We start from the raw sequence: 24,188 nt of genomic DNA, 5'->3' as shown, positions 1-24,188 counted from the left end.
CATCTGCGCCAGCGCAGGAGGCTACGGCGTGGCCGATGGCAGCGGTGGAACGGGCGCTGCCGTCAGTCGACCGGACTGGTGGGGACGGTTACCGGTTCGGCGCCGGAGGTGATGGCCACCGCCAGCACGCCGGCACCGGTGTGTGCAGCGAGCACGGCGGGTACGGGCTGTGCAAAAACCGCCTCGGCCGATGCCCCGCCGAGTTCGGCGACGATCTCCAGCGCCTGGTCAAGGTTCCCGAAATAATGCACGGCCAAGGATGCCCCGGGGCCGCGCGCCGCAGCCTCTGCGCGGGCCAACGCCACCAGCCGGGCCAGCGCGCGCGGATGCGTCCTGACCTTCTCCTGGACGATGACTTGGCCTCCGGACATGGTCAGGATGGGCTTGACGGCGAGCAGCGTGCCGATCATCCCGGCGGCAGCGCCGATCCGTCCGCCGCGGCGCAGCTGGTCCAACGACGGCACGGTAAAGAAGATGGAGTTGCTTTCCGCGGTCTGCGCCAACGCCGTGATGGTGGCCAGGCCGGCCCCGGACTCCGCTGCATCGACCATCTTCATCACGGCAAAGCCCTGTGCCAGTGCCACGGTGCGCGAATCGACCACGGTCACCGGAACCGGTGACTGCTCCGCCGCCAGACGTGCGGCATCCACCGTACCCGAGAGCTTGGCCGAGAGGTGGACGGAGACGATGTGGGCCACGCCGGCCTCGGCTAGTTCGGTGTAGGCGCGCAGCAGCTGGCCCGGGGCGGGGCGAGAGGTCTGCACCGTCTTGCCCATGGCCAGGCCCAGCGCCAACGCGGTTTGCACGTCGTCGGTTCCCTCGACGTAGATGTTGCCGTCGATCATCACCGGCATCGGCACGCTGCGCAGCACCGATGCATGGGCCCGGACCCAGGCTGCGGGAAGTGCTGCCGCCGAATCCGTGACGATGCCGATCGCGGGGACGGGTACGGCGCCGGCTGCCTTGCGGCGGGAAGCCAACAGCCCCTTCCAGGCCGGGCGGCGATCACGCCGATCGGTGTGGACGGGGCTGCGGGGTTCACTCATCGGTAGATCATCGCACCTTTAGCGGCCGGGAGCTAAGCCGGAACGATGTTCACGAGCTTCGGAGCGCGTACGATCACCGTGCGGATCTCACCGCCATCGAGCAGGCGCACGATGGTTTCATGGTTCAGCGCTGCCTCGCGCAGCTCCTCTTCGGAGATGTCGGCTGCAACCTCAAGGCGCGCACGCAGCTTGCCCTTGATCTGGACCACTGCGGTGACCATGTCATCGACCAGCAGCGACTCCTCGACAATCGGCCAGCCGGCGTTGGCGACGGAGGGCTCGTGGCCCAGCAGCGCCCACATGTCCTCCGCGGTGTACGGGGCGAACAGCGAGAGGATCACCGCGGTGGCCTCGGCCGCCTCGCGGACCGCCGGATCGGCTGCGCCGGCCCCCGAATCAATCACCTTGCGGGTCGCGTTGACCAGCTCCATGGTCTTGGCAACCACGACGTTGAACTTGCCGGACTCCAGCAGCGCGCGGGACTCGTGCACGGCGCGGTGGGTGACCTGGCGCAGGGCCTTGTCACCGGTGGCCGGATCCACGCCGGGCTCCGATGCCACGTCGGAGGCGACGCGCCAGGCACGGGCCAGGAACTTGGATGAACCGCCCGGGGAGACATCGGCCCAGTCCACGTCGTCCTCCGGCGGGGAGGCGAAGATCATGGTCAAGCGGATGGCATCCACGCCGTACTTGTCCAGCTGCTGGCCCAGGTCCACGCCGTTGCCCAGCGACTTGCTCATGGCCTTGCCGCCGTTGAGCACCTGGCCCTGGTTCAGCAGTGCGGAGAACGGCTCGTCGAAGTCGATCAGGCCCAGGTCGTGGATGACCTTGGTGAAGAAGCGCGAGTAGAGCAGGTGCAGGATGGCGTGCTCGACGCCGCCGACGTACTGCCCAACGGGCATCCAGTTCTTGGCCGCCTGCGGGTCGAACGGGCCCTGCGTGTAATCCGGGGACACGAAGCGCAGGAAGTACCAGGAGGAGTCGACGAACGTGTCCATGGTGTCGGTGTCGCGCTTGGCCGGCGAACCACACGTCGGGCAGGGGACATTGACCCAGTCGCTGGCAGCGGCCAGCGGAGAGGTGCCCTTCGGGGACAGGTCCTCGCCGCGCAGGTTATCGGGCAGGCGCACCGGCAGCTGGTCATCGGGGACCGGGACCTCGCCGCATTCACCGCAGTGGATGATCGGGATCGGCGTGCCCCAGAAGCGCTGGCGGGACAGCAGCCAGTCGCGCAGGCGGAAATTCACGAAGTGCTCGCCGGTGCCGGCCGCCTGAACGATTTCGATGGCGCGGGCAATGCCCTCGGCCTTGGGCAGGCCGTCCAGCTCGCCGGAGTTCACCAGGGTGCCCTCCCCGACGGCCGCGACGCCGGTTTCCGCCGGGTCCTCCAGGCCGGTGTCCAGCACCACGCGGATCGGCAGGCCGAAGGTCCGCGCGAAGTCCAGGTCGCGCTGGTCGTGCGCGGGCACGGCCATGATCGCACCGGTGCCGTAGTCTGCCAGCACGTAGTCCGCGGCCCACACCGCCAGCTTCTCGCCGTTGAGCGGGTTGATCGCATAACGACCGGTGAAGACGCCGGTCTTTTCACGTTCGGTGGACTGGCGCTCGATCTCGCTCAGCGCCTTGACCCGCTCCTGGTATTCCTCCAGCGCCACGCGGTGCTCGTCGGTGACCAGCTCGTTAGCCAGTGCCGCATCGGCTGCGACCACGAAGAAGGTGGCCCCGTACAGGGTGTCCGGACGGGTGGTGAAGACGGTGGTCTTGTGGGCCGGCTGCGCGCCGGCGGCCTCGATCACGAAGTCGACGTGGGCACCCTCGGAACGGCCGATCCAGTTCTTCTGCATGGCCAGCACGCGCTCGGGCCAGTGACCGTGCAGCGCGTCCATGTCATCAAGCAGGCGGTCGGCGTAGTCGGTGATCTTGAAGTACCACTGGTTCAGCGACTTCTTGGTGACCATGGTGCCGCAGCGTTCGCAGGCGCCGTTGACTACCTGTTCATTTGCCAGCACCGTCTGGTCGTTCGGACACCAGTTGACCGGGTGGTCCTTGCGGTAGGCCAGGCCCTTTTCGTAGAAGCGGGTGAACAGCCACTGGGTCCAGCGGTAGTACTCCGGGTCCGAGGTATGGATCCGGCGGGACCAGTCGGCGGAGATCGCGTAGCGCTTGAAACTGGCGGCCTGCGTCTCGATGTTCGCGTAGGTCCACTCCGAGGGGTGTGCGTTGCGCTTGATGGCAGCGTTTTCGGCGGGCAGGCCGAAGGAATCCCAACCGATCGGGTGCATCACGTCGTAGCCGCACTGGCGCCAGTAGCGCGAGATGACATCTCCCATGGCAAACGCCTCCGCATGGCCCATGTGCAGGTCGCCGGAGGGGTACGGGAACATGTCCAGCACGTAGCGGCGCTCGGCTGACCCGTCGTCCTTCGGGGTAAATACGCCTAGGTCATCCCACACCGGGGCCCATTTGGCTTCCATCTCGCGGAAGCCGTAGGTCGATTCGGTGGTTTCTTCGCCGGTGGGCTGGGTGCTCACGTGTAGTTTCGCCTTCTTCGTGGTCAGCTGGGATGCGGTGCCGTGGCCCCGCTATTGCTCCTGCATGCATCCGGCTCCATCGAAGAGGTTCCGGACACACAAAAGCCCCTTGCATGCAAGGGGCTGCCGTACGGGTTTACCCGCACGGCTACGGTAGCAACATCATCTTACTCATGGCGTCAGTCTACAGCACGGCACCGCCCGGCCGGGGTGCTGGCGCGCGGAACCGGGCCCGCACCGGAGGCGCCATGGACCGAGGATCAGCGCACGTCCTCGTCCACCCAGTCGAAGGTCCGTGTGACCGCTTTTTTCCACAGCCGCAGCAACTTCCGCGCCTCGGCCGCCTCCATCGCCGGCTCCCACCGCTTCTCCTCCTCCCACTGCTCCCCCAGCTGCTCCAACGACTCCCAGAAGCCCACGGCAAGACCCGCCGCATAGGCGGCACCCAAGGCCGTGGTTTCGGTGACCTTCGGGCGGATCACCGGCACACCCAGGATGTCCGCCTGGAACTGCATCAACGCCTCGTTGGCGACCATCCCGCCGTCCACGCGCAACTCTTCCATCGACACGCCCGCATCGGCGTTGACGGCATCGAGCACCTCCCGGACCTGGAAGGCCGTCGCCTCCAACGCGGCCCGGGCAATGTGGCAGCGGTTGGCGTAGCGGGTGAGCCCGACGATGACCCCGCGGGCGTCGGGCCGCCAGTACGGGGCGAACAGCCCGGAGAACGCCGGCACGATGTAGACGCCCCCGTTGTCCTGAACCTGTGCGGCAAGCTCCTCCACCTGCGCGGCGGAGGAGATCATGCCCAGCGAATCACGCAGCCACTGCACCAGCGATCCGGCGACCGCCACCGACCCCTCCAGCGCGTACACCGGAGCCGCGTCACCCAGTCGGTACGCGAGCGTGGTCAGCAGCCCGTTGTTCGAACGCACAATCTGCGTCCCGGTGTTCACCACCAGGAAGCAGCCGGTGCCATAGGTGTTCTTCGCCCCGCCGGCGGAGAATGCGGCCTGCCCAAACGTCGCCGCCTGCTGGTCCCCCAGGATGCCGGCCACCGGCACACCGGCCAGCAACTGGCTTGCATGCACGCTCCCGTAGACCTCCGAGGAGGAACGGATCACCGGCATCATCGAGGCGGGGATGCCGAACAGCTCCAGCAGCCCGGCATCCCAGTCCAGGGTCTCCAGGTCCATCAGCAGCGTGCGCGATGCGTTGGTGACATCGGTGGCGTGCACGCCTGAGCCCGGCCCGCCGGTCAGGTTCCAGAGCACCCAGGAATCGGGAGTGCCGAAGAGCAGGTCACCGGCCTCGGCCCGGGCCCGGGCGCCGGGCACCTGATCCAGGATCCAGGCGACCTTGCTCGCGGAGAAGTAGGTAGCCAGCGGCAGCCCCGTCTGCTGCCTGAAGCGCCCCACTCCCCCGTCGGCAGCCAGCGCATCCACGGCGTCCTGGGTCCGGGTGTCCTGCCAGACGATGGCGCGGTGCACCGGCACGCCGGTATGCCTGTCCCACACGATCGCCGTCTCGCGCTGGTTGGTGATCCCGACCGCGGCGATGTCGGTACGGGTCAGCTGGGCCTTGGCCAGCGCCGCGCCCACCACCCTGCGCACGTTCTCCCAGATCTGCACCGGGTCGTGCTCGACCCAGCCCGGATGTGGAAAGTACTGCTCGTGTTCCAGCTGTCCGACGGAAACGATGCGTGCCGCAGCGTCGAAGATGATGGCCCGGCTGCTCGTGGTGCCCTGGTCGATGGCAATGATGTACCGCTCCATGGTTCTCCGCCCCTCGCGATCGGCCGGCTCGGCAGATCCCCCGCATTGTTTTGCCCGAGTCTAGGGCACTTCCGGTCCCCGGTCGTCCCATCCGGGCAGCACCCCGGGCCGGGTCCACCGGTGCCGCGCCCTCCTTATCCGAGTCCGTGGCGCACCCTGGCGCGGCTGCTGCTCCGAGCTAGGCTTGTTCCATGCCAGCAACAGCCTTCACCGCCCGCACCCCCCTGCGCTCCCTCCACCGGATCCACGGGGCAGAGGTGAAGTGCTTTACCTACCCGGCGACCGACAGCCCCCGCGGGGCGATCTTCGCGGTCCATGGTTTCCGCGGCGACCACCACGGGCTCGCGCTGCTGATCGAGGCGCTTCCCGAGTACACGGTGATCGTGCCCGACCTTCCCGGCTTCGGGGAATCGACTTCGTTCAGCTGTGGACGCCACGATGTGCCCGGTTACGCCCGCGTCATCGAGGCGCTGCGCCGGGAGCTGGAGCTGCCGGGCGACACGGTGCTGCTGGGCCACTCGTTCGGCAGCATCGTCGCGGCCTGCCACCTGGCCACGCACCCCGGCAGCTTCGCCTCGCTGGTGCTGGTGAACCCGATCTGCGAACCCGCGCTGGAGGGATCGCAGGCTGTCTTTTCGCGGATTGCCGGACTGTACTACGGCGCCGGCGCCGCCCTGCCGGCACGCCTCGGCGACGGACTGCTGCGTTCGCGGCTGATCACCGATGCCATGAGCGCGGCGCTGACCAAGTCCAGGGACAAGGAGGTCCGCGCCTATGTGGTGGACCAGCACCGCCGCTACTTCAGCCGTTTTGCCGACCGTTCGACGCTGCGCGAAGCCTACGAGGCATCGATCAGCGCGACGGTGCGCGAGTACGCGCCGGCCATCACCGTCCCGGTGCGGCTCATCGTCGGCGAGCTCGACGAACTCGGTTCGATCCCGGCACAGCAGGACCTCGGCGCATTGTTTCCCGACGCGTCGATGGCCGTCATCGACGGGGTCGGGCACCTGATCCACTATGAGAAGCCGGGCGTTGCCGCCGAGATCGTGCGCGATTTCCTGGATTCGCAGAACGGCTGAACTGCTGGACGCCTGAACTGCTCGACGACCGGGCTCCCGGCTCCCGCCGGGCGGCAACAAACCTCCGAGCCTCCATGACCACCCGTCCCGGCTAAAGGATGCCGTCGGGATCCACGCGGATCCGCACCACTGGTTCGCGCGCCGCGCTGGCGACCATGCGCGCCCGACGCAGTTCGGCCGTGACGGCGTTTCCCTGCGCATAGGGGTAGAACAATAGCCATCGGTGGTCGGTTTCCGCTTCCGGGACGGGACCGTGCAACTTGGCCTCTTCGGGCAGGGCCAGTGAATTCGCCAGCTTATCCGCAGCGACAGCCGGTCCCTGGATCAGGGCGGTGCGCACCGCAGGCGGCAGATGAAGCCCGTGTCGCAACACCAGTTCGCGTTCGGCGAAGGATGCCGGATCCCAGCGCAGCAGCGCCCGCAGTGGATCCGATTCCCCCGCGGCGACAACGACCACGCCGCCGTTTTCATGCCCACGGGCCAGCGCTGCCGCGGCCATCCAGCGGTGCAGCAGTTCCTCGCCGGTCCGCAACCCGTCACGGGCCAGCATCCTGTCGCCGTCCAGGAGCAGCACCGCAGCATAACCACCCTCGGCGTACGGTTCGGCACCCGGTGTGGCAACGACAAGCGCCGGCTCGGGGCCGACGGAAACCCGGGGGTTTGCGCCGGTCGCCGAAACCACCGGCACCTGGGGGAACGCCCGACCCAGCTCCTCGGCCGTGCGATCGGCACCGATGGTTGCCGCGCGCAGCCGGGTTCCCCCGCAAGTCGGGCAGCCCCAACCCGGCGCATGGCGGCCGCACCACTGGCAAGACGGGGTGGAGTGCGCGTCACGGTAGCCCAGGGGGCCGTTACATTCCGTGCAGCGCGCCGATTCGCGGCAGCGTTCGCAGCGCAGCGCGGGCAGGAATCCGGTCCGGGCCACCTGAACCAGCACCGGCCCGTGCCGCAGCGCCTCGGACGCGGCCTTCCAGGCCACCGCGGGCAGCCGCGCGGCATGCAGCACCGGATCGCGTTCACGTTCAAAGGAATCGGAGCTGGAAACCACGCGGGCCGCCTTCTGGCGCAGCACCGGTCGCGGCGCGCCCAATTCCCGCGCCCAGCCGGTGCGGACAAGTCGCTGGGCCTCGGCGGAGCGCCCGTGCGAGGCCAGCAGCAGGGCACAGCCCTCGGCTCCGGCGCGCAGCAGCAGCACCTCGCGCGCATGCTGGTAGGGGGCCCGAGGTTCGGCGTGCGATGAATCGTGGTCCTCCCACATGATCGCCGCGCCCAGGTTCCGTACCGGAGCGAACGCCGCGTTTCGGGTACCCACGGCGATGTCCACCTCTCCGCGGGCAAGCCGCAGGAAGTTCCGGTAGCGGGGCGTGGCACCGTCATCGGCGCTCAGCCGCGCGTAGTTCTCCTGCCCGATGGCGGTGTCCAGTGCAGCGCAGAGCCGGTTCAGGTCCCGGGCGTCGGGCACCACTACCAGCGCTCCCCGGCCGGAGGCCCTGGTCTCCGCGACCACCTCTGCCAAGAGTGCCGGCCAGCCTCCTGGCTGGTTGGGGATGACGCCGAGCACCGCGCGCGGGCTCTGCCCGGCAGCCAACGCCAGGGCGAATTCGGCTCCCCCGTCGTACTTCTGCAGCAGCTCGGTGGGAACCGACAGGTGCTCCCCGGGTTCCGCTGCCCCGGCACCGGCCTCAGCGGGCGCTTCAAGGGCACGCGCTTCGAACTCGACGCGGGCCATGCGCGGCGGTATGGCGGCACGCAGCACATCGCAGAGCGTCCCTGCATACCGCGCCGCCACGGCGCGCGCGAGGGACAGCACGTGCGGTGTCAGCACAGGTTCTGACGACACCACCTTGGCCAGCGGCTGCAGCTTGACCCCGGCCTCGGAAGTCTCGCGGCGCTCGAGCAGGAACCCGGTCAGCTCCTGTCCACCGAAGCGGACCTTGACCCGGACACCGGGCTGGGCATCGGCATCCAGCGCGGCGGGGACCAGGTAGTCGAAGTCACGGTCCAGGTGCGGCACCGCCGATTCGATGGCGACCCGGGCTACCGGCAGGTGCGCGGCCGCATGCGGTATCCCCGGGGCTGGTCCGGAAATGTCAAACCCCGCCAACAGCGAGGGCTGGCGGGGTTCGGTATCCATGGCTGGCGCTACCGGCCCCTACGCGTTGAAGTAGGCGCGCAGGTCAGCGGCGCGGTCGGTGTATTCCCATGTGAAGTCGGGGTCTTCGCGGCCGAAGTGGCCGTGTGCCGCCGTCTTCTGGTAGATCGGGCGCTTGAGGCGCAGGTCCTCGATGATGCCCAGCGGGCGCAGGTCGAAGATCTCGTTGATCGCCTCGGTGATCTTTGCCGGGTCCACCGTCTCGGTGCCGAAGGTCTCCACGTAGAGGCCCACCGGCCGCGCGACGCCGATGGCGTAGGCGACCTGGATCTCCACGCGCCGGGCCAGCCCGGCAGCCACGACGTTCTTCGCTACCCAGCGCATCGCGTAGGCGGCGGAGCGGTCGACCTTGGAGGGGTCCTTGCCGGAGAACGCGCCGCCGCCGTGGCGGGCGAAGCCGCCGTAGGTGTCGACGATGATCTTGCGGCCGGTCAGCCCGGCGTCCCCCACCGGGCCGCCGATGATGAACGGGCCCGAGGGGTTCAGGATGATGCGGGTCTTGGACGTATCAAGCTCGGTGCCCTGGAGCACGGGGTGGACGACCTCGGCCAGCAGCGCGGCCTTCAGGTCCTCCAAAGCGTATTCGGCGGCGTGCTGCGAGGAGACCACGACGGTCTCCACCGAGACCGGCGTGTCGCCGTCGTAGCCGATGGTGACCTGGGTCTTGCCATCCGGGCGCAGCAGCGGCAGGCTGCCGCCCTTGCGGGCCAGGGTGAGCCTCTCGGAGAGGCGGTGCGCCAGGTGGATCGGGGTCGGCATCAGCGTCGCCGTCTCATCCGAGGCAAAGCCGAACATCAGGCCCTGGTCGCCGGCGCCCTGGGCGTCGCGCGGATCAACGGCCGAGCCCTCGCGGACCTCCAGCGAGTTGGAGACGCCGTCGGAAATTTCCTGGGACTGCTGCCCGATGGAGACCGAGACGCCGCAGCGGGCTCCGTCGAAGCCGTTGCCCGACGAGTCGTAGCCGATGTCCAGCAGCGTGCGGCGCACGATCTCGGGGATTTCGACGTAGCCGTTGGTGGTCACCTCGCCGGCGACGTGGACCAGCCCGGTGGTGGTCAGCGTCTCGACGGCGACCCGTGAGTCGGGGTCCTTGGCGAGCATCGCATCGAGGATGGCGTCCGAGATCTGGTCGCAGATCTTATCGGGGTGGCCCTCGGTCACGGATTCGGAAGTAAACAGGCGCAGGGCGGGGGAAACTGAAGTCACCGAAGCTACTCTACCGGTTCGTTACCGGTTCCGGTGGACGTCAGCGTCCAGGCGTGAAGCAATCATCGAGATCAGCACCTGCGCCACCTCGTCCTTGGTTCCCGCGGCGGTGACGGGTGCCGCGCCGTCGGCCGCGAGCACGGTCACCGAGTTGACTTCGACGCCGAAGCCCAGCCCGCCGCCGACCTGGTTCACGACCAGCAGCTCGCAGCCCTTGCGGGCCAGTTTCGCCGCCCCGTGCTCCAGCACTCCGGCCTCGGCATCGCCCGTCTCGGCGGCGAATCCCACGATGAGCCCGGGCAGGCCGCCCCTGTCACCCAGTTCGGCACGGCGGGATACCAGCGTGGCCAGGATGTCGGGGTTGCGCACCAGCGTGATCACCGGGTCGGCCCGGTCATCGGACTTCTTGATCTTGGATTCGACGTATTCGGCCGGGCGGAAATCAGCCACCGCGGCCGTCATCACCAGCGCGTCGGCACCGATGGCGGCACGCTGTACGGCGGCATCGAGTTCGATGGCGGTCGAGGCCGTCGACAGTTCGACGCCCCCGGGCACGGGCACCTCGAGGTGCGCGGCCACCAGTCGCACGGTGGCGCCGGCGGCCAGTGCCGCGCGGGCCACGGCAACACCCTGGCGGCCCGATGACCTGTTGCCCAGGTAACGCACGGGGTCCAGCGGTTCGCGGGTCCCCCCGGCACTGACAACGACCGTACGCCCGGCCAGCGGGCCAGGCCCGGCCGGTTCGAGCAGGTGCGCCACGGCGGCGAAGAGTTCAGCGGGTTCGGGCAGGCGGCCGGGGCCGGAATCCTTGCCAGTGAGCCGGCCGCTGGCTGGTTCGATGACGGTGATGCCGCGCGCACGGAGCGTCGCCACATTCGCCACGGTGGCGGGGTTCTCCCACATTTCGGTATGCATGGCCGGGGCCAGCACTACGGGGGCGGCCGTGGCCAACAGGGTGCCGGTGAGCAGGTCATCGGCCAGGCCAGCGGCGGCACGGGCCATCAGGTCGGCGGTGGCCGGGGCGACGATGACCAGATCGGCCTGCTGGCCCAGACGCACGTGGTTGACCGTGTCCACCGCCTCGAAGACCTCGGTGGACACCGGGTTGCCCGACAGGGCCTCCCAGGTCGGCGCCCCCACGAACTTCAATGCGTTCCGAGTGGGAATCACATCGACGTGGTGGCCGGCCTCCTTAAACAGGCGTAGCAGCGAAGCTGCCTTGTAGGCGGCAATGCCGCCACTCACACCAAGAACCACACGCTTCGCTGCCACGCCCGTCACGACCTGTTGTTACTCGGCCGGCTCAACGATCGGGGTGACCTTGAGCAGGCCCTCGTTGATTTCACGCAGTGCGATCGACAGCGGCTTCTCGTTCAGGCGGGTTTCCACCAGCGGGCCGACGTACTCGAACAGGCCCTCGTGCAGCTGGGCGTAGTACGCGTTGATCTGGCGCGCGCGCTTGGCCGAGTTGATCACCAGGGCGTACTTGGAATCGGTGGTGGTCAACAGCGAGTCGATCGGCGGGTTGATGATGCCCTCAAGGTTCGTGGACACGAAGCCTCCAAATTCTTGGTCGGTTTTGATGCGGTGCCGGCGGGCCCCACACGGAAATGTGCCGGGCCGTTACCTCGGGTGCGGGGTCAATCCCATGCGGGTGACCAGCTCGTCCGCGGCACGCCCGATGTCGTCGTTCACGATGGTGATGTCGAATTCGGGCTCGGCAGCAAGTTCTAGTTTAGCGGTTTCCAGGCGGCGCTGCTGCTCATCGGCGGATTCCGTGCCGCGGCCGACGAGCCGGCGCACCAATTCGTCCCAGCTGGGTGGCGCCAGGAAGACGAATCTGGCCTCGGGAAGAGTCTGCCTGACCTGCCGCGCGCCTTGGAGATCGATCTCCAGCAGGACGCGCTTGCCGGCGGCGACCGCCTCTTCGACCTTCGAGCGTATGGTTCCGTAGCTGTTCTGCCCGTGCACGACCGCCCACTCCAGCATTTCGCCCGACTTGACCAACTCACCGAAGGCTTCGGGGCCGACGAAGAAGTAGTGCACGCCCTCCACTTCTCCCGGTCGCGGGTCGCGGGTGGTGGCCGATACCGAGAGCCACACCTCGGGATAGTTGTCCCGGATGTAGGTGGATATCGTCCCCTTCCCCACTGCTGTGGGTCCGGCGAGAACTGTGACGGGGGCGTGGCTGGAGGCCGGCATGGTGTTGTTCGTTACTCTTTCGTTGGTGGGGGCGTTCCACCGAAATGTTCGATGAGCGCTTCCCGCTGCTTGCGCCCCAGCCCACGCAGTCTGCGGGAGGGGGAAATACCCAGTTTATCCATCAATGCGGCGGCGCGGATCTCACCGACTCCCGGGAGGGATTCCAGCAGGTCCAAGACACGCAGCCTGCCTAGCGCCTCGTCGTCCGGCACCAGGTCAAGGATCTCGGTGATGCTCAGGGCCCCGGAACCGAATGACTTCTTGATTTCGGCACGCCGCGTGCGTGCTGCCAGCGCCTTGGCACGGGCCTTGGCGCGGTCTTCGTCCGACAGTGTTCTCAATACCATGTTTCTGTCCCCGTTTCATTAGGCCGCCTCATGGTTGGCCGGGTGGCCTGAACCGAACATAGCCAACTGGAGCGCCGGACGCAATGGTTGTCATTTGCGCGTTGGCCACGGCAAATGCCAAGGGAGTCCACAGTTATGGACTCCCTTGGCACGGTGGCGCCTAGCGCAGTGAATCGCGCGTGGTTCGTGCGGCATCGAGCAAGGCGCTGCCCGATGGCCCCGCGGCCAGGATTCCACGGCTGCTGGTGCCCAGGATCTGGTCCCAGCAGGCACCGAAGGCTTCCTTCATGTCGGCCCCCGTGGCACCCTGGGCACCGAGGCCCGGAGCCAGGATCGGCGCCGCCGAGGCAGCCAGGTCGATGCCCAGCCGCTGGAGCGCGTCGCCGACGGTGGCGCCGATGACGAGGCCGGTGGAACCAAACGGCACCGCCCCGGCGTTTTCCATCCCGACGGCCCTGATCACGCGCGCGGCGACCGAATCAGCGCCACCGACGTGCTGCACAGCTGCACCTTCCGGGTTGGAGGTGAGACCGAGCACGAACACGCCGCGACCGGTGGCCGCAGCCAGGTCGAGCGCCGGACGCAGCGACTCGTAGCCCAGGTACGGGCTCAGCGTGACGGCATCGGCGGCCAGCGCGCTGCCCTCGCCCAGCCAGGCCTGCGCGTAGGCGGCCATGGTGGAGCCGATGTCCCCGCGCTTGGCGTCGGCGATGGTCAGGATGCCGGCCGTGCGGGACAGCGCCAGGGTTTCCTCCAGCACGGCGATGCCTGCCGAGCCATGGCGCTCGTACAGGGCCACCTGCGGCTTCAGCGCCGCCATGTGCCCGGCCATGGCCTCGACCACCGTCAGCGAGAAGCTGCGCAGGCCCTGCACATCGTCGTTCAGTCCCCAGGCGGCGAGCAGCCCCGGGTGCGGATCGATGCCCACGCATAGCGGGCCGTGTTCGGCCATGGCCGCCGCCAGGCGCTCCCCGAAGGGAGCCCTGGCGGCAACCGCGTCATCGCGCTGTTCAGGCATTGCTGCCGTCGCCCTTGAGGATGGCGGCGTGCTCCTGCAGCGAGGTGACCGACCATTCGAAGTGGCGCATGGCGTCGATCGCCTGGATCGCCGCCCCGAACTCGGCAATGGTGGTGATCAGCGGTGTGCCGACCGAGGTGGCTGCGGCGCGGATCTCATAGCCGTCCCCACGTGCGTCGCCGCCCGAGGGGGTGTTCAGGATCATGTCGATCTTGCCCTCGGTGATCATGTCGACGATGTTCTCCTCGCCCTCCGCCGAGCCTTCGCGGACCTTGCGGACCACGGTGGCGGTAATGCCGTTGCGGCGCAGCACCTCTGCCGTGCCGCCGGTGGAGACGATCTCGAAGCCCAGGTCCAGCAGGTGCTTGACCGGCAGCACGATCGAGCGCTTGTCGCGGTTGGCCACCGAGACGAACACGCGGCCCGCTGTCGGCAGCGGCGAGTTCGCGGCCGCCTGGGCCTTCGCGAAGGCTGTATCGAAGTACTTGTCGATGCCCATGACTTCGCCGGTGGAGCGCATTTCCGGGCCCAGCAGCGAATCGACGGCGCGGCCTTCGGGGGTGCGGAAGCGGGCAAAGGGCAGCACTGCCTCCTTCACCGAAACCGGTGCATGGTCCGGCAGCGAGGCGCCGTCGCCGGTCTCCGGAAGCAGGTGGTAGACCGAGCGCAGGTGGGCGATGGGCACGCCGACGCCGATCATCGCCGCGGCCTTGGCCAGCTGCACGCCGGTGGCCTTGGAGGTGAACGGCACGGTGCGCGAGGCACGCGGGTTGGCTTCGATGACGTAGAGCACGTCGGAGGCCAGCGCGAACTGGATGTTGATCAGGCCACGCACGCCCACACCCGCGGCGATGGCGCGGGTGGCTTCGACCACGCGGTCGCAGACGTCCTTGCCCAGCGTGATCGGGGGCAGCACGCAGGCCGAGTCGCCGGAGTGGATGCCGGCCTCCTCGATGTGCTCCATGATGCCGCCGACGTAGAGGTCCTTGCCGTCGTACAGGGCGTCGACATCGATTTCGATGGCGTCTTCCAGGAAGCGGTCGACCAGCACCGGGTGGTCCTCGGTGATTTCCGTGGCGTTGGCAATGTAGCGCGCGAGGTTCGCCTCGTCGTAGACGATCTCCATGCCGCGGCCGCCGAGCACATAGGACGGGCGCACCAGGACCGGGTAGCCGATCTCGTCGGCGATCCGCTTGGCGTCGTCGAAGGAGACGGCCGTGCCGTTCTTCGGGGCGATCAGCCCGGCGTTGTCCAGCACGCGCTGGAAGGCGCCACGGTGCTCGGCCAGGTCGATGGCCTCCGGGGAGGTGCCCAGGATCGGCACCCCGGCGTCGGCGAGTTCCTGTGCCAGCTTCAGTGGGGTCTGCCCGCCCAGCTGCACGAACACGCCCAGCACGCCGCCGGTGGCCTCCTCGGCGTGGATGACTTCCAGCACGTCTTCGAGCGTCAGCGGCTCGAAGTACAGGCGGGTGGACACGTCGTAGTCGGTGGAGACCGTCTCCGGGTTGCAGTTGACCATGACCGTCTCGTAGCCGGCGGCGCGCAGCGCCATCGTGGCGTGGACGCAGGAGTAGTCGAACTCGATGCCCTGGCCGATGCGGTTGGGGCCCGAGCCCAGGATGATCACCGAGGGCTTCTCATGCAGCGCGACCTCGGTCTCCTCGTCGTAGGAGGAATAGTGGTACGGGGTGTACGCGGCGAACTCGGCGGCGCAGGTATCGACCGTCTTGTAGACCGGGCGCACGCCCAGCGCGTGGCGGATCCCGCGGACCACTGCCTCGGACTTGTGCGTCAGCGCGGCGATCTGCGCGTCGGAGAAGCCGTGGCGCTTGGCCAGTCGCAGCACCTGCTCGTTGAGCTCGGGCTGCGCCTTGATGATGGCGGCCGTCTCATTGATCAACACCAGCTGGTCCAGGTACCACGGGTCGATCTTGGTGGCCTCGAAGACCTCCTCGATCGATGCGCCGCCGAGCAGCGCGCGCTGCACGTTGTACAGGCGGTCGGTGCTGCCCTTGACGGAGGCAGCGAGCAGTTCGGGGATCTCGAAGTCGTTCGGGGCCTTGAACGCTAGCTCGGAGCCCTTCTGCTCCAGGGAGCGCAACGCCTTCTGCAGCGCCTCGGTGAAGTTGCGGCCCAGGGCCATGGCCTCGCCGACTGACTTCATGGTGGTGGTCAGCGTCTTGTCGGCGGCCGGGAACTTCTCGAAGGCGAAGCGCGGGACCTTGACCACGACGTAGTCGAGCGCGGGCTCGAACGAGGCCGGGGTCTTGAGCGTGATGTCGTTCGGAATCTCGTCCAGGGTGTAGCCCAGGGACAGCTTCGTGGCGATCTTGGCGATGGCGAAGCCGGTGGCCTTGGAGGCCAGCGCGGAGGAACGCGAAACGCGCGGGTTCATCTCGATGACCACGACGCGGCCGGTGTCCGGCTCGATGGCGAACTGGATGTTGCAGCCGCCGGTGTCGACGCCCACCTCGCGGATGACGGCGATCGAGATGTCGCGCAGGTTCTGGTACTCGCGGTCGGTCAGCGTCTGCGCCGGGGCGACGGTGATCGAGTCGCCGGTGTGCACGCCGACCGGGTCGAAGTTTTCGATGGAGCACACGACGACGACGTTGTCGTTCTTGTCGCGCATCATCTCCAGCTCGTATTCCTTCCAGCCCAGGATCGACTCCTCCAGGAGCACCTCGGTGGTCGGCGAGTACTGCAGGCCCTGCCCGGCAATGCGGCGCAGGTCCTCGGCGTTGTATGCCATGCCCGAGCCGAGCCCGCCCATGGTGAAGGAGGGGCGCACGACGACGGGGTAGTTCAGGATCTCGACGGCGGCGAATGCCTCGTCCATGGTGTGCACGATGTAGGACTTGGCAGACTCGGCGCCGCAGCGCTCCACGACGCCCTTGAACTTCTCGCGGTCCTCACCGAGCTCGATGGCCTCGATGTTGGCACCGATCAGCTCGACGTTGTACTTTTCCAGCACGCCGGCCTTGTCCAGCGCAATGGCGGTGTTCAATGCGGTCTGGCCGCCGAGGGTCGGCAGGATCGCATCCGGGCGCTCCTTGGCGATGATCTTCTCGACGACCTCGGGGGTGATCGGCTCGATGTACGTGGCATCGGCGAATTCCGGGTCGGTCATGATGGTGGCCGGGTTGGAGTTCACGAGGATGACCCGCAGGCCCTCCTCGCGCAGCACGCGCAGCGCCTGGGTGCCCGAGTAGTCGAACTCGGCAGCCTGACCGATGACGATCGGGCCGGAGCCGATCACCAGGACGGATTTGAGGTCTTCTCTCTTCGGCATTACTTGTTTTCCCCAGTCTTGGATGCGTCGGCGGGTGCGCTCTTGGAAGCTTCCATCAGGTCGATGAAGCGGTCGAACAGGTAGGCGGCGTCGTGCGGTCCGGCCGCCGCCTCCGGGTGGTACTGGACCGAGAAGGCGGGGATGTCCAGGCAGGACAGGCCCTCGACGACCTGGTCGTTCAGCGAGATGTGCGAGACGGCGACGCGGCCGTACTTGCCCACGGGTGCCAGCGGCGAGCCCTCGCGTGGCGCGTCCACGGCGAAGCCGTGGTTCTGGCTCGTGATCTCGACCTTGCCGGTGGAGCGGTCCATGACCGGCTGGTTCATGCCGCGGTGGCCGTAGCGCAGCTTGTAGGTCCCGAATCCCAGGGCGCGGCCCAGGATCTGGTTGCCGAAGCAGATGCCGAAGTACGGGATGCCGGCGTCCAGGAACTCGCGGACGAACTCGACCTGCTTCTGCGCGGTGGCCGGGTCGCCGGGTCCGTTGGAGATGAAGATGCCATCGGGGTTCAGTGCCTTGGCCTCATCGGCCGTGGTGCTCGCGGGCAGCACGTGCATGCGCACGCCGCGCTCGGCGAAGCGGGCCGGGGTCATCGCCTTCATGCCCAGATCCAGCGCGGCGATCTCGTAGCGGACCGGTCCGTCCCAGCCGTGGTCCTTCGGCTCGACCGTGTAAGCGGTCTTGCAGGAGACCTCCTCGGCCAGCGAGAGGCCCTCCATCGAGGGCTGGGACTTGACGATCTCCAGCAGCTGCGCGATGTCCTTCGCCGCATCGGCTCCGGAGAAGATGCCGGCCTTCATCGCACCGCGTTCACGCAGGTGGCGGGTGATGGCGCGGGTGTCGACCTCCTGGATGCCGACGATGCCCTGGCGGACGAGCTCATCGTCCAAGGTGCTCTCGGCACGCCAGGAGGAGGCACGGCGGGCGGCGTCGCGCACCACGTAGCCGGCGGCCCAGATGCGCGATGACTCGTTGTCCGCCGCGTTGACCCCGGTGTTGCCGATGTGCGGTGCGGTCTGCACGATCAGCTGGCGGGCGTAGGACGGGTCGGTAAGCGTTTCCTGGTAGCCGGTCATGCCGGTGGTGAAAACGGCTTCGCCGAGGGCGGTGCCGGTGGCACCGTAGCCGCGGCCGCTGAATACGCGTCCGTCTTCGAGCACCAGCTTGGCGGGCTCGAATGTGATCTGTGCAGTCACTGGTTTTCCTTCTCTGCTGCGGGCGAATCTGTGGGTGGCGCAGCGGGCGTGGCGCCCGGTGCGGAGTTCTCTATGGCCGTGTCCTGGGGCGTGGCGTCCGTGGTCCCTGCGGATTCCGCAGTGACCGTGAAGTCCGGTTCGCCCGCGGCATCTGGCCCGGTGGGTTCGGCGGCGGGTTCCAGCAGCGCACCGGCCAGCTCGGCCAGTTCCTTCATTTCCTGGTGGTAGCGGGGCCGGAAGCCGGTATCCACTGCCTTGTCCCCCAGCATCCAGGTGAGTACCAGCAGCCCGTCCTTTTCGACGAACTTGCCGGCCATCCCCGATGAGCGTCCAACTCCCCGGAGCGCGTCGGCGGCGATGAAGACCGGGGCCGCCCCGTCGCGTTCGATCAGCACGCCGGCGGCGAAGACCCGCACTCCGGCGTTGGTCCTCAGGCCCAGGGAGTGCACGGCGATCCGGTCCAGCCAGTCATCGGCCGTGGTGGTGCAGACGTACTGGCCCTCGAAGGACCGCGACGGCGGCAGGTCGGCCGGGGCCTGCGGCAGCGGGGCAATGCCCGACTGCCGGCGCAGCCGGTTGCGCCAGCCGAGGCCGATCAGCGCGATGAAGACGAGCACCGCGGCGACGGTGATCGCGATGGCCTGGGTGTACTGGCCCATTTAGAGGTCACCGTTCGTCGGGACGGGGGTATTCAGTTCCCCGTCGAGCACCGTCGGGTGGCCGTGGAAGAACGTGGAGACGACCTTGCCGGGCAGCTCGAGGCCCTTGAACGGCGAGTTGCGGCCCTTGGTGGCCATCGCGTACGGGTCCACGATCCAGCGCGCGTCGGCGTCGACGAAGACCAGGTTGGCTGGCTCGCCGACCGCGATCGGACGGCCTTGGTCGGCCAGCAGGCCGATGGCGGCCGGGGTGGTGGAGGTGATGCGCGCGAAATCGGCCCAGGAGATCATCCCGGTCTCGATCATGGTGTGCTGCACCACGGACAGCGCGGTCTCCAGCCCGGTCATGCCCATGGCGGCCTGCGCCCATTCGCATTCCTTGGCCTCGGAGGGGTGCGGGGCGTGGTCGGTGCCGATCACGTCGATGGTCCCGTCGGCCAAGGCGGCACGCAGCGCCATCACGTCGGCCTCGCGGCGCAATGGCGGGTTGACCTTGTACACCGGGTCGTAGCTGCGGACCAGCTCCTCGGTGAGCAGCAGGTGGTGCGGGGTGACCTCCGCGGTGACCTTGATGCCGCGCTCCTTGGCCCAGCGGATGATGTCCACCGAACCTGCGGTGGAGACGTGGCAGATATGCAGGCGCGAATCAACGTGCTGGGCCAGCAGCACATCGCGGGCGATGATCGCCTCTTCGGCGACGGCGGGCCAGCCGACCAGGCCGAGCACCGCGGAGACCTCGCCCTCGTTCATCTGGGCATCCTCGGTCAGCCGCGGTTCCTGGGCGTGCTGGGCGATGACCCCGTCGAAGGCCTTCACGTATTCCAGCGCGCGGCGCATCAGCACCGGGTCGTGGACGCAGATGCCATCGTCGGAGAAGACCCTCACGCGGGCGCGTGAATCGGCCATGGCGCCGAGCTCGGAGAGCCGTTCGCCGGCCAGGCCCACGGTGACGGCGCCGACCGGGCGCACGTCGACCCAGCCCGAACGCTTGCCCAGCGACCACACCTGCTCGACAACGCCGGCTGTATCGGCCACCGGGTTGGAATTGGCCATCGCGTGCACGGCAGTGAAGCCGCCCTTGGCAGCGGCGCGGGTACCGGTTTCAACCGTTTCGGCGTCCTCGCGGCCCGGTTCGCGCAGGTGGGTATGCAGGTCGACCATGCCCGGAAGCATGATTTGTCCCCGAGCGTCGATGACGGTGGCACCGCCCGCGGCAGCGTGGGCCGCGGCCTCGGCACCGAGGGCAGCGATCAGGCCGTCGACGATGAGCAGGTCGGCCGGCGCGGCACCCAGCGGGCGGGCGCCGCGGATCAGGTAACTGGTATTGGACATGTCAGACTCCTAAGGAATTCAGTTGCCGGCGGGACGCTGCTGGTCCCCGGAGAGAAGCAGGTAGAGGACGGCCATGCGCACGGCGACGCCGTTGGAGACCTGGGCCAGCACGGTGGAGCGGGGCGAGTCGGCTGCGCCCGAGGAAATTTCCAGGCCGCGGTTCATCGGGCCCGGGTGCATGATGATGGTCGCTGCCGAATCAGCGGCGTCCAGTGTGGCCAGGCGGGCATCGTCGAAGCCCCAGCGGCGCGAGTACTCGCGTGCGTTCGGGAAGAACGCCGCGTGCATGCGTTCGCCCTGCACGCGCAGCATCATCACGGCGTCGGTGCCCGCTGCCAGTGTCGCGTCCAGGTCGTAGCTGATCTTGCAGGGCCAGGAGCCAGAGCCGACGGGCAGCAGAGTCGGCGGGGCGACCATGGTGACCTCGGCGCCGAGGGTGCGCAGCAGCCAGAGGTTGGAACGCGCCACCCGCGAGTGCAGGATGTCGCCGACGATGCTCACGCGCATGCCGGTCAGGTCGGTGCCGGAGGACTGGATCCCGCGGACCTTGGCCCAGTGGGTGCGCAGCGTGAAGGCGTCAAGCAGAGCCTGGGTGGGGTGTTCGTGGGTTCCGTCGCCTGCGTTGATCACCGGCGCGTCGATCCAGTCGGTCGCGGCCAGGCGGGCCGGGGCGCCGGAGGCCCAGTGCCTGATGACCACGGCGTCGGCGCCGATGGCCTCGAGCGTCTGCGCGGTGTCCTTCAGCGATTCGCCCTTGGAAACCGAGGAGCCCTTCGCTGCGAAGTTGATCACGTCGGCGCTCAGTCGCTTGGCTGCGGCCTCGAAGGAGATCCGGGTGCGGGTGGAATCCTCGAAGAACAGGTTCACCACGGTGCGTCCGCGCAGGGCCGGAAGCTTTTTGACCTCGCGGTGCCCGACGGCGGCCATTTCCTCGGCAATGTCCAGGATGCGGATCGCGTCGGCGCGCGAAAGGTCAAGGGTGGAGAGAAGATGCTTCATGCCCGTGCCTCGATAACGACTTCGTTGTTGCCCGCGCCGTCGGTTTCGGACAGGTGCACGCGCACCTTTTCCGAGGTGGCCGTGGGAAGGTTCTTGCCGACATGGTCTGCCCGGATCGGCAGTTCACGATGGCCGCGGTCGACCAGCACCGCCAGGCGCACGATGCGCGGGCGGCCCAGATCGGCCAGGGCGTCGAGCGCGGCGCGGATGGTCCGTCCGGAGTAGAGCACGTCGTCGACCAGCACGACGACCTTGCCGTCGATGCCGCCCTCGGGCAGGCGCGTCGGCACGGGGGTGCGGGTGGTGGAGTGGCGCAGGTCGTCACGGTACATGGTGACGTCGAGCTGGCCTGTCATGGCGACCGGATCGATGCCCGGTTCGGCGGCAGCGATGCGCTCGGCCAGGCGTTGTGCCAGCGGAAAGCCGCGGCTGGGGATGCCCATCAGGACCAGGTCCGTGGTTCCCTTGTTCGCCTCGATGATCTCGTGGGCGATCCGGGTCAAAACCCGGTCTATATCCGCGCCGGACAGGACGGTTCGGACGTCCTTCGGTGCAGAGTCGCCGGCTACAGTGGCTTCGATGCCCATGCGCCGCCTCCCTTCCCCGCCTCACTGGACGGAATTTAAAGGTTGATTGCTCTCTTCAAAATTAGCACAGGCCACACAGGGCCTACGCTTTAGCGCATGAGCTTTACCTCACAGCCACCGCCGCCGCCGTCCACGCACGGCCCCGTTTCGCCCTGGGCTCCCCCGCCGCATCCCGACGGCCCCTCCGGTCATCTCCCCGCGTACCCGGCACATCCTCGGTGGGCAGCGCTGAGCGAGGGCGCCGGAGGGCTCGTGGCGATCCTCTGTGCGGGTTCCCTCGCCCTAGCGCTGGTGGCGTTGTTCCTGATCTGGAACCTGGGGCCCGGCACCGTGCTGCTGGTCAGCGTGCTGGCGCTGGTGCCGCTGGGCTTGTGCGTGGCCGGCCTGCTCTGGGTGGACCGCTGGGACCCGGAACCGCGGCTGATGCTGGTGGCGGCGCTGTTTTGGGGTGCCGGTGCCTCGGTAGCGGGAACGCTGCTCTTCGGCGACGCGTTCTCCGCGGCCTTCTTCAATCCTTCCGGCCTGCTGGACGCCGAACTGTTCGGCACCGTGGTGCAGGCCCCGATCGTGGAGGAACTGGCCAAGGGCCTCGGGGTGTTGCTGATTTTCCTGGTGGGCAGGTCGCAGTTCGACGAGCCGGTGGACGGCATCGTCTACGGGGGAATGGTCGGTGCCGAATTCGCCTTCACCGAGAACATCCTCTACTTCGGCACCAGTTATCTCGAGGCGGGCAACTCCCCCGGCGCACTGGCCGGCATCTTCGTGCTGCGCGGCCTGTTTTCCCCGTTCGCGCATGTCATGTTCACCGCCTGGACCGGCTACGCGCTGGGAAAGGCCGCACAACGCGGCGCCCGATCACGCTGGCCGCTGTATTTCACCGCGGGACTGCTTCCTGCGATGCTCGGACACTTCCTGTGGAACGGCGGCACGATGCTGTTCTTCGACACGTTCTTCGGCTTCTACTTCCTGCTCCAGGTCCCGCTGTTCATCGCCTCGGTGGCGGCGGTGTTCATGCTGCGCCGCGGCGAACGGATGCTGGCCGCCAGGAACCTTGGTGCCTACCAGCGGGACGGCTGGTTCACCGAGGCCGAGGTGGCGATGTTCTCCACCCGTGCCGGGCGCAGGGCGGCGAGGGCGTGGGCACAGCAACGCGGGCGTGCCGCTCAGATGCAGGACTTCACCCGGGCCGCCATGCGCCTCGCGGCGGTGCGCCAGCGCATTGCAGCGGGCCACGCCGATCCTCGTGACCTGCAGATCGAGGCAGCACTGCTGGCATCCTCGGCGCGGCAGCGACAGCTGATGCTCGCCGGAGGCTGCGCCGGTTAGCCTGCCGATCCCCGGGGCGGCAGTGCAGCGTCATCACGGCATGGGTCGAGCCGCCTCCGGCCCGTCTCGATTCGGGCTCCGGACGGACGGCCTGCGCCACAGAGGCCATGGCTGGCGGCTTCGAATGCACGACACGAACGGGCATCCCGCAAACGCGTCAGTTCTACCCGGCCCGCAGCACCGATGACCTTGCGGGCTCGATGGCACGCGCCCGCGAGGAGGCGTGGAGGGACATGACCCCCTTGTCTGGCTTTACCGCTCGAGAAGGTGACGTGGCGAACTCGGCGGGCTGGCCCTCCGCTGCGTCTCACGTGCCGGATAACCCTCATGGAAGTGCCTGAGCGTTTCCATGATCAGCAGGTCCAGGCTCAACTCAAGCGGTTCCGGCAGGTTCATGAGCCTGGTCCTCATCAGCAGGCAACCACAACGATCCATCCGCTCGGATTCTCCGTGGCTTGCCCCCTGCGGGTTCCCCACCGGGAGGTTGGTAGTGGACCGCCCGGTGCGCATGCTCATCGGGAGGCCACCTGAGCACCCCGCCGCGGACCCCGGCTCATGCCGCTTTCGCGGTCGGCATGTCAGAATGGCCGCATGAGTGATTCGGGCGAGATCTCACATCGCATCGTCGGGGCACTGCAGGACCGCTATCTGGTGGATCTCCGGCTCCAAGGACCCCGGGAGGTCTGCCTCTGCGGCTATGTGCTCGGGGCCGGGAACAAGTGGGTGTTGTTGGCCCAAACCCCCACAGGGGGCGTGCCCGATGGCTTCGTGGCCATCCGGCGTCGGGAGATTGCCATCCTGCGCCGCAGCGAGAGGGCCGATGCAGCCACGATGGAAAGCACCGGGCACCTGCTTCCCTCGTATGGCACTGCACTGCCTGATCTCGATGGGACCGCTGCGTTGATGCGGGCGCTGGCATCGCGCTTCCCCCTCGTTGGCATCGGAAGGGACGTGCTGCGGCCCAAGGGTTATGCCGTTGGCGCTTTCCTGGCCAACGATGGCGGCCGGTTCTGGTATCTGCCGGTCAGCGCCAACGCCGTCTGGGGAAGGAAGATGCGCGGAATCAGGCCACGGGAGATCTCCCGCATCGTGGTCGGCGACACCTACCTTACCGAACTCGCGCTGGCTGCCGGGCCTGTGCCGCCAGCCAGCCGCCATCACCCGTGGACCGAGCCCGGTGGCATCCAGTAACGACAAGGGGGCCGCATCCCGGTCATGATCCGACCGGATGCGCCCCCCTTGGGATGGCTACTAGTTGGTGCTACTGGAAAAGCTGTCCCACCCTTGAGAGGGTGGTGATGATGCCGTAGACCAACGGCGCGCCGACCAACAGCCAGCCGAAGGCCAGCCGGAGCGGCGCCCTGTCAACCGGGACATCGTAGGGATCGCTAGTGCCACCGGACGCGGCGGGCTCGAATGCCTCTTGTTCCTGCGTTGACAT

20 protein-coding genes are annotated in these 24,188 nt (G+C 68.1%); 3 read left to right on the top strand and 17 right to left on the bottom strand.

Translation table 11 applies throughout. The annotated features are described in order from the left end of the window. Positions 1-62: 62 nt before the first annotated feature. From E9229_RS16415 to glpK, 3 genes are all read right to left on the bottom strand, one after another. A complete protein-coding gene (locus E9229_RS16415) occupies positions 63-1,046 on the bottom strand; it encodes a DegV family protein (RefSeq protein WP_183512716.1) in 984 nt (327 codons plus the stop codon). Positions 1,047-1,078: 32 nt separating this feature from the next. Then, complete coding sequence (gene leuS, locus E9229_RS16410) at positions 1,079-3,520, bottom strand: leucine--tRNA ligase (RefSeq protein ID WP_183513119.1); 2,442 nt, start codon at positions 3,518-3,520, stop codon at positions 1,079-1,081. A 317-nt stretch (positions 3,521-3,837) separates the two neighbouring features. Further along, a complete protein-coding gene (gene glpK, locus E9229_RS16405) occupies positions 3,838-5,352 on the bottom strand; it encodes a glycerol kinase GlpK (protein WP_183512715.1) in 1,515 nt (504 codons plus the stop codon). Between the two features lie 191 nt (positions 5,353-5,543). On the opposite strand from glpK, the gene E9229_RS16400 reads away from it, so the two are divergent. After that, positions 5,544-6,431, top strand: a complete 888-nt coding sequence (locus E9229_RS16400; protein WP_183512714.1) for an alpha/beta fold hydrolase — start codon at positions 5,544-5,546, stop codon at positions 6,429-6,431. Positions 6,432-6,522: 91 nt separating this feature from the next. On the opposite strand, the gene E9229_RS16395 is transcribed toward E9229_RS16400, so the two are convergent. From E9229_RS16395 to pyrR, 13 genes are all read right to left on the bottom strand, one after another. Next, positions 6,523-8,565, bottom strand: a complete 2,043-nt coding sequence (locus E9229_RS16395; RefSeq protein ID WP_183512713.1) for a primosomal protein N' — start codon at positions 8,563-8,565, stop codon at positions 6,523-6,525. An 18-nt stretch (positions 8,566-8,583) separates the two neighbouring features. Beyond that, positions 8,584-9,789: a methionine adenosyltransferase gene (gene metK / locus E9229_RS16390; protein WP_183512712.1), complete on the bottom strand. Its 1,206-nt coding sequence runs from the start codon at positions 9,787-9,789 to the stop codon at positions 8,584-8,586. A 21-nt stretch (positions 9,790-9,810) separates the two neighbouring features. Continuing rightward, entirely contained in the window at positions 9,811-11,061 is a 1,251-nt protein-coding gene (gene coaBC / locus E9229_RS16385) for a bifunctional phosphopantothenoylcysteine decarboxylase/phosphopantothenate--cysteine ligase CoaBC (protein WP_312855735.1), read from the bottom strand. Positions 11,062-11,079: 18 nt separating this feature from the next. Further along, a complete protein-coding gene (gene rpoZ, locus E9229_RS16380) occupies positions 11,080-11,343 on the bottom strand; it encodes a DNA-directed RNA polymerase subunit omega (protein WP_183512710.1) in 264 nt (87 codons plus the stop codon). A gap of 69 nt (positions 11,344-11,412) precedes the next feature. Beyond that, entirely contained in the window at positions 11,413-11,991 is a 579-nt protein-coding gene (gmk, locus tag E9229_RS16375; protein ID WP_183512709.1) for a guanylate kinase, read from the bottom strand. An 11-nt stretch (positions 11,992-12,002) separates the two neighbouring features. After that, positions 12,003-12,338, bottom strand: coding sequence for an integration host factor, actinobacterial type (gene mihF, locus E9229_RS16370; protein WP_183512708.1), 336 nt, complete (start codon positions 12,336-12,338; stop codon positions 12,003-12,005). A gap of 160 nt (positions 12,339-12,498) precedes the next feature. Then, entirely contained in the window at positions 12,499-13,356 is an 858-nt protein-coding gene (gene pyrF, locus E9229_RS16365; RefSeq protein ID WP_183512707.1) for an orotidine-5'-phosphate decarboxylase, read from the bottom strand. Then, complete coding sequence (gene carB / locus E9229_RS16360) at positions 13,349-16,648, bottom strand: carbamoyl-phosphate synthase large subunit (protein ID WP_183512705.1); 3,300 nt, start codon at positions 16,646-16,648, stop codon at positions 13,349-13,351. The genes pyrF and carB overlap by 8 nt, the downstream gene beginning before the upstream one ends. Further along, on the bottom strand, positions 16,648-17,844 hold the full coding sequence (gene carA, locus E9229_RS16355) for a glutamine-hydrolyzing carbamoyl-phosphate synthase small subunit (protein WP_183512704.1): 1,197 nt from the start codon (positions 17,842-17,844) through the stop codon (positions 16,648-16,650). The genes carB and carA overlap by 1 nt, the downstream gene beginning before the upstream one ends. Further along, positions 17,841-18,503: a PH-like domain-containing protein gene (locus tag E9229_RS16350; RefSeq protein WP_183512703.1), complete on the bottom strand. Its 663-nt coding sequence runs from the start codon at positions 18,501-18,503 to the stop codon at positions 17,841-17,843. The genes carA and E9229_RS16350 overlap by 4 nt, the downstream gene beginning before the upstream one ends. After that, the gene (locus tag E9229_RS16345; protein WP_183512702.1) at positions 18,504-19,835 is read right to left on the bottom strand and encodes a dihydroorotase; all 1,332 of its coding nucleotides are present in this window, start codon (positions 19,833-19,835) and stop codon (positions 18,504-18,506) included. A gap of 18 nt (positions 19,836-19,853) precedes the next feature. Then, complete coding sequence (locus E9229_RS16340) at positions 19,854-20,834, bottom strand: aspartate carbamoyltransferase catalytic subunit (RefSeq protein WP_183512700.1); 981 nt, start codon at positions 20,832-20,834, stop codon at positions 19,854-19,856. Then, on the bottom strand, positions 20,831-21,421 hold the full coding sequence (pyrR, locus tag E9229_RS16335) for a bifunctional pyr operon transcriptional regulator/uracil phosphoribosyltransferase PyrR (protein WP_183512699.1): 591 nt from the start codon (positions 21,419-21,421) through the stop codon (positions 20,831-20,833). The genes E9229_RS16340 and pyrR overlap by 4 nt, the downstream gene beginning before the upstream one ends. Before the next feature lie 252 nt (positions 21,422-21,673). Between pyrR and E9229_RS16330 the strand changes: the two genes are divergently transcribed. Together E9229_RS16330 and E9229_RS16325 are read left to right on the top strand one after the other, a co-directional pair. Next, positions 21,674-22,747 carry a PrsW family intramembrane metalloprotease gene (locus E9229_RS16330; RefSeq protein ID WP_221184686.1) on the top strand — a complete coding sequence of 358 codons (1,074 nt, stop codon included), beginning with the start codon at positions 21,674-21,676 and terminating at the stop codon, positions 22,745-22,747. 591 nt (positions 22,748-23,338) lie between these two features. Further along, the gene (locus E9229_RS16325; protein WP_183512697.1) at positions 23,339-23,938 is read left to right on the top strand and encodes a hypothetical protein; all 600 of its coding nucleotides are present in this window, start codon (positions 23,339-23,341) and stop codon (positions 23,936-23,938) included. Positions 23,939-24,008: 70 nt separating this feature from the next. Here the strand turns inward: E9229_RS16325 and E9229_RS16320 are convergent, their stop codons facing one another. After that, positions 24,009-24,188, bottom strand: coding sequence for an MFS transporter small subunit (locus tag E9229_RS16320; RefSeq protein WP_183513154.1), 180 nt, complete (start codon positions 24,186-24,188; stop codon positions 24,009-24,011).

Origin of the sequence: Paeniglutamicibacter cryotolerans, from assembly GCF_014190875.1 — a bacterium.
Taxonomy (GTDB): Bacteria; Actinomycetota; Actinomycetes; order Actinomycetales; family Micrococcaceae; genus Paeniglutamicibacter; species Paeniglutamicibacter cryotolerans.
The sequence above is the reverse complement of the archived record's forward strand: the minus strand, read 5'-3'. Positions and strand labels throughout refer to the sequence as shown.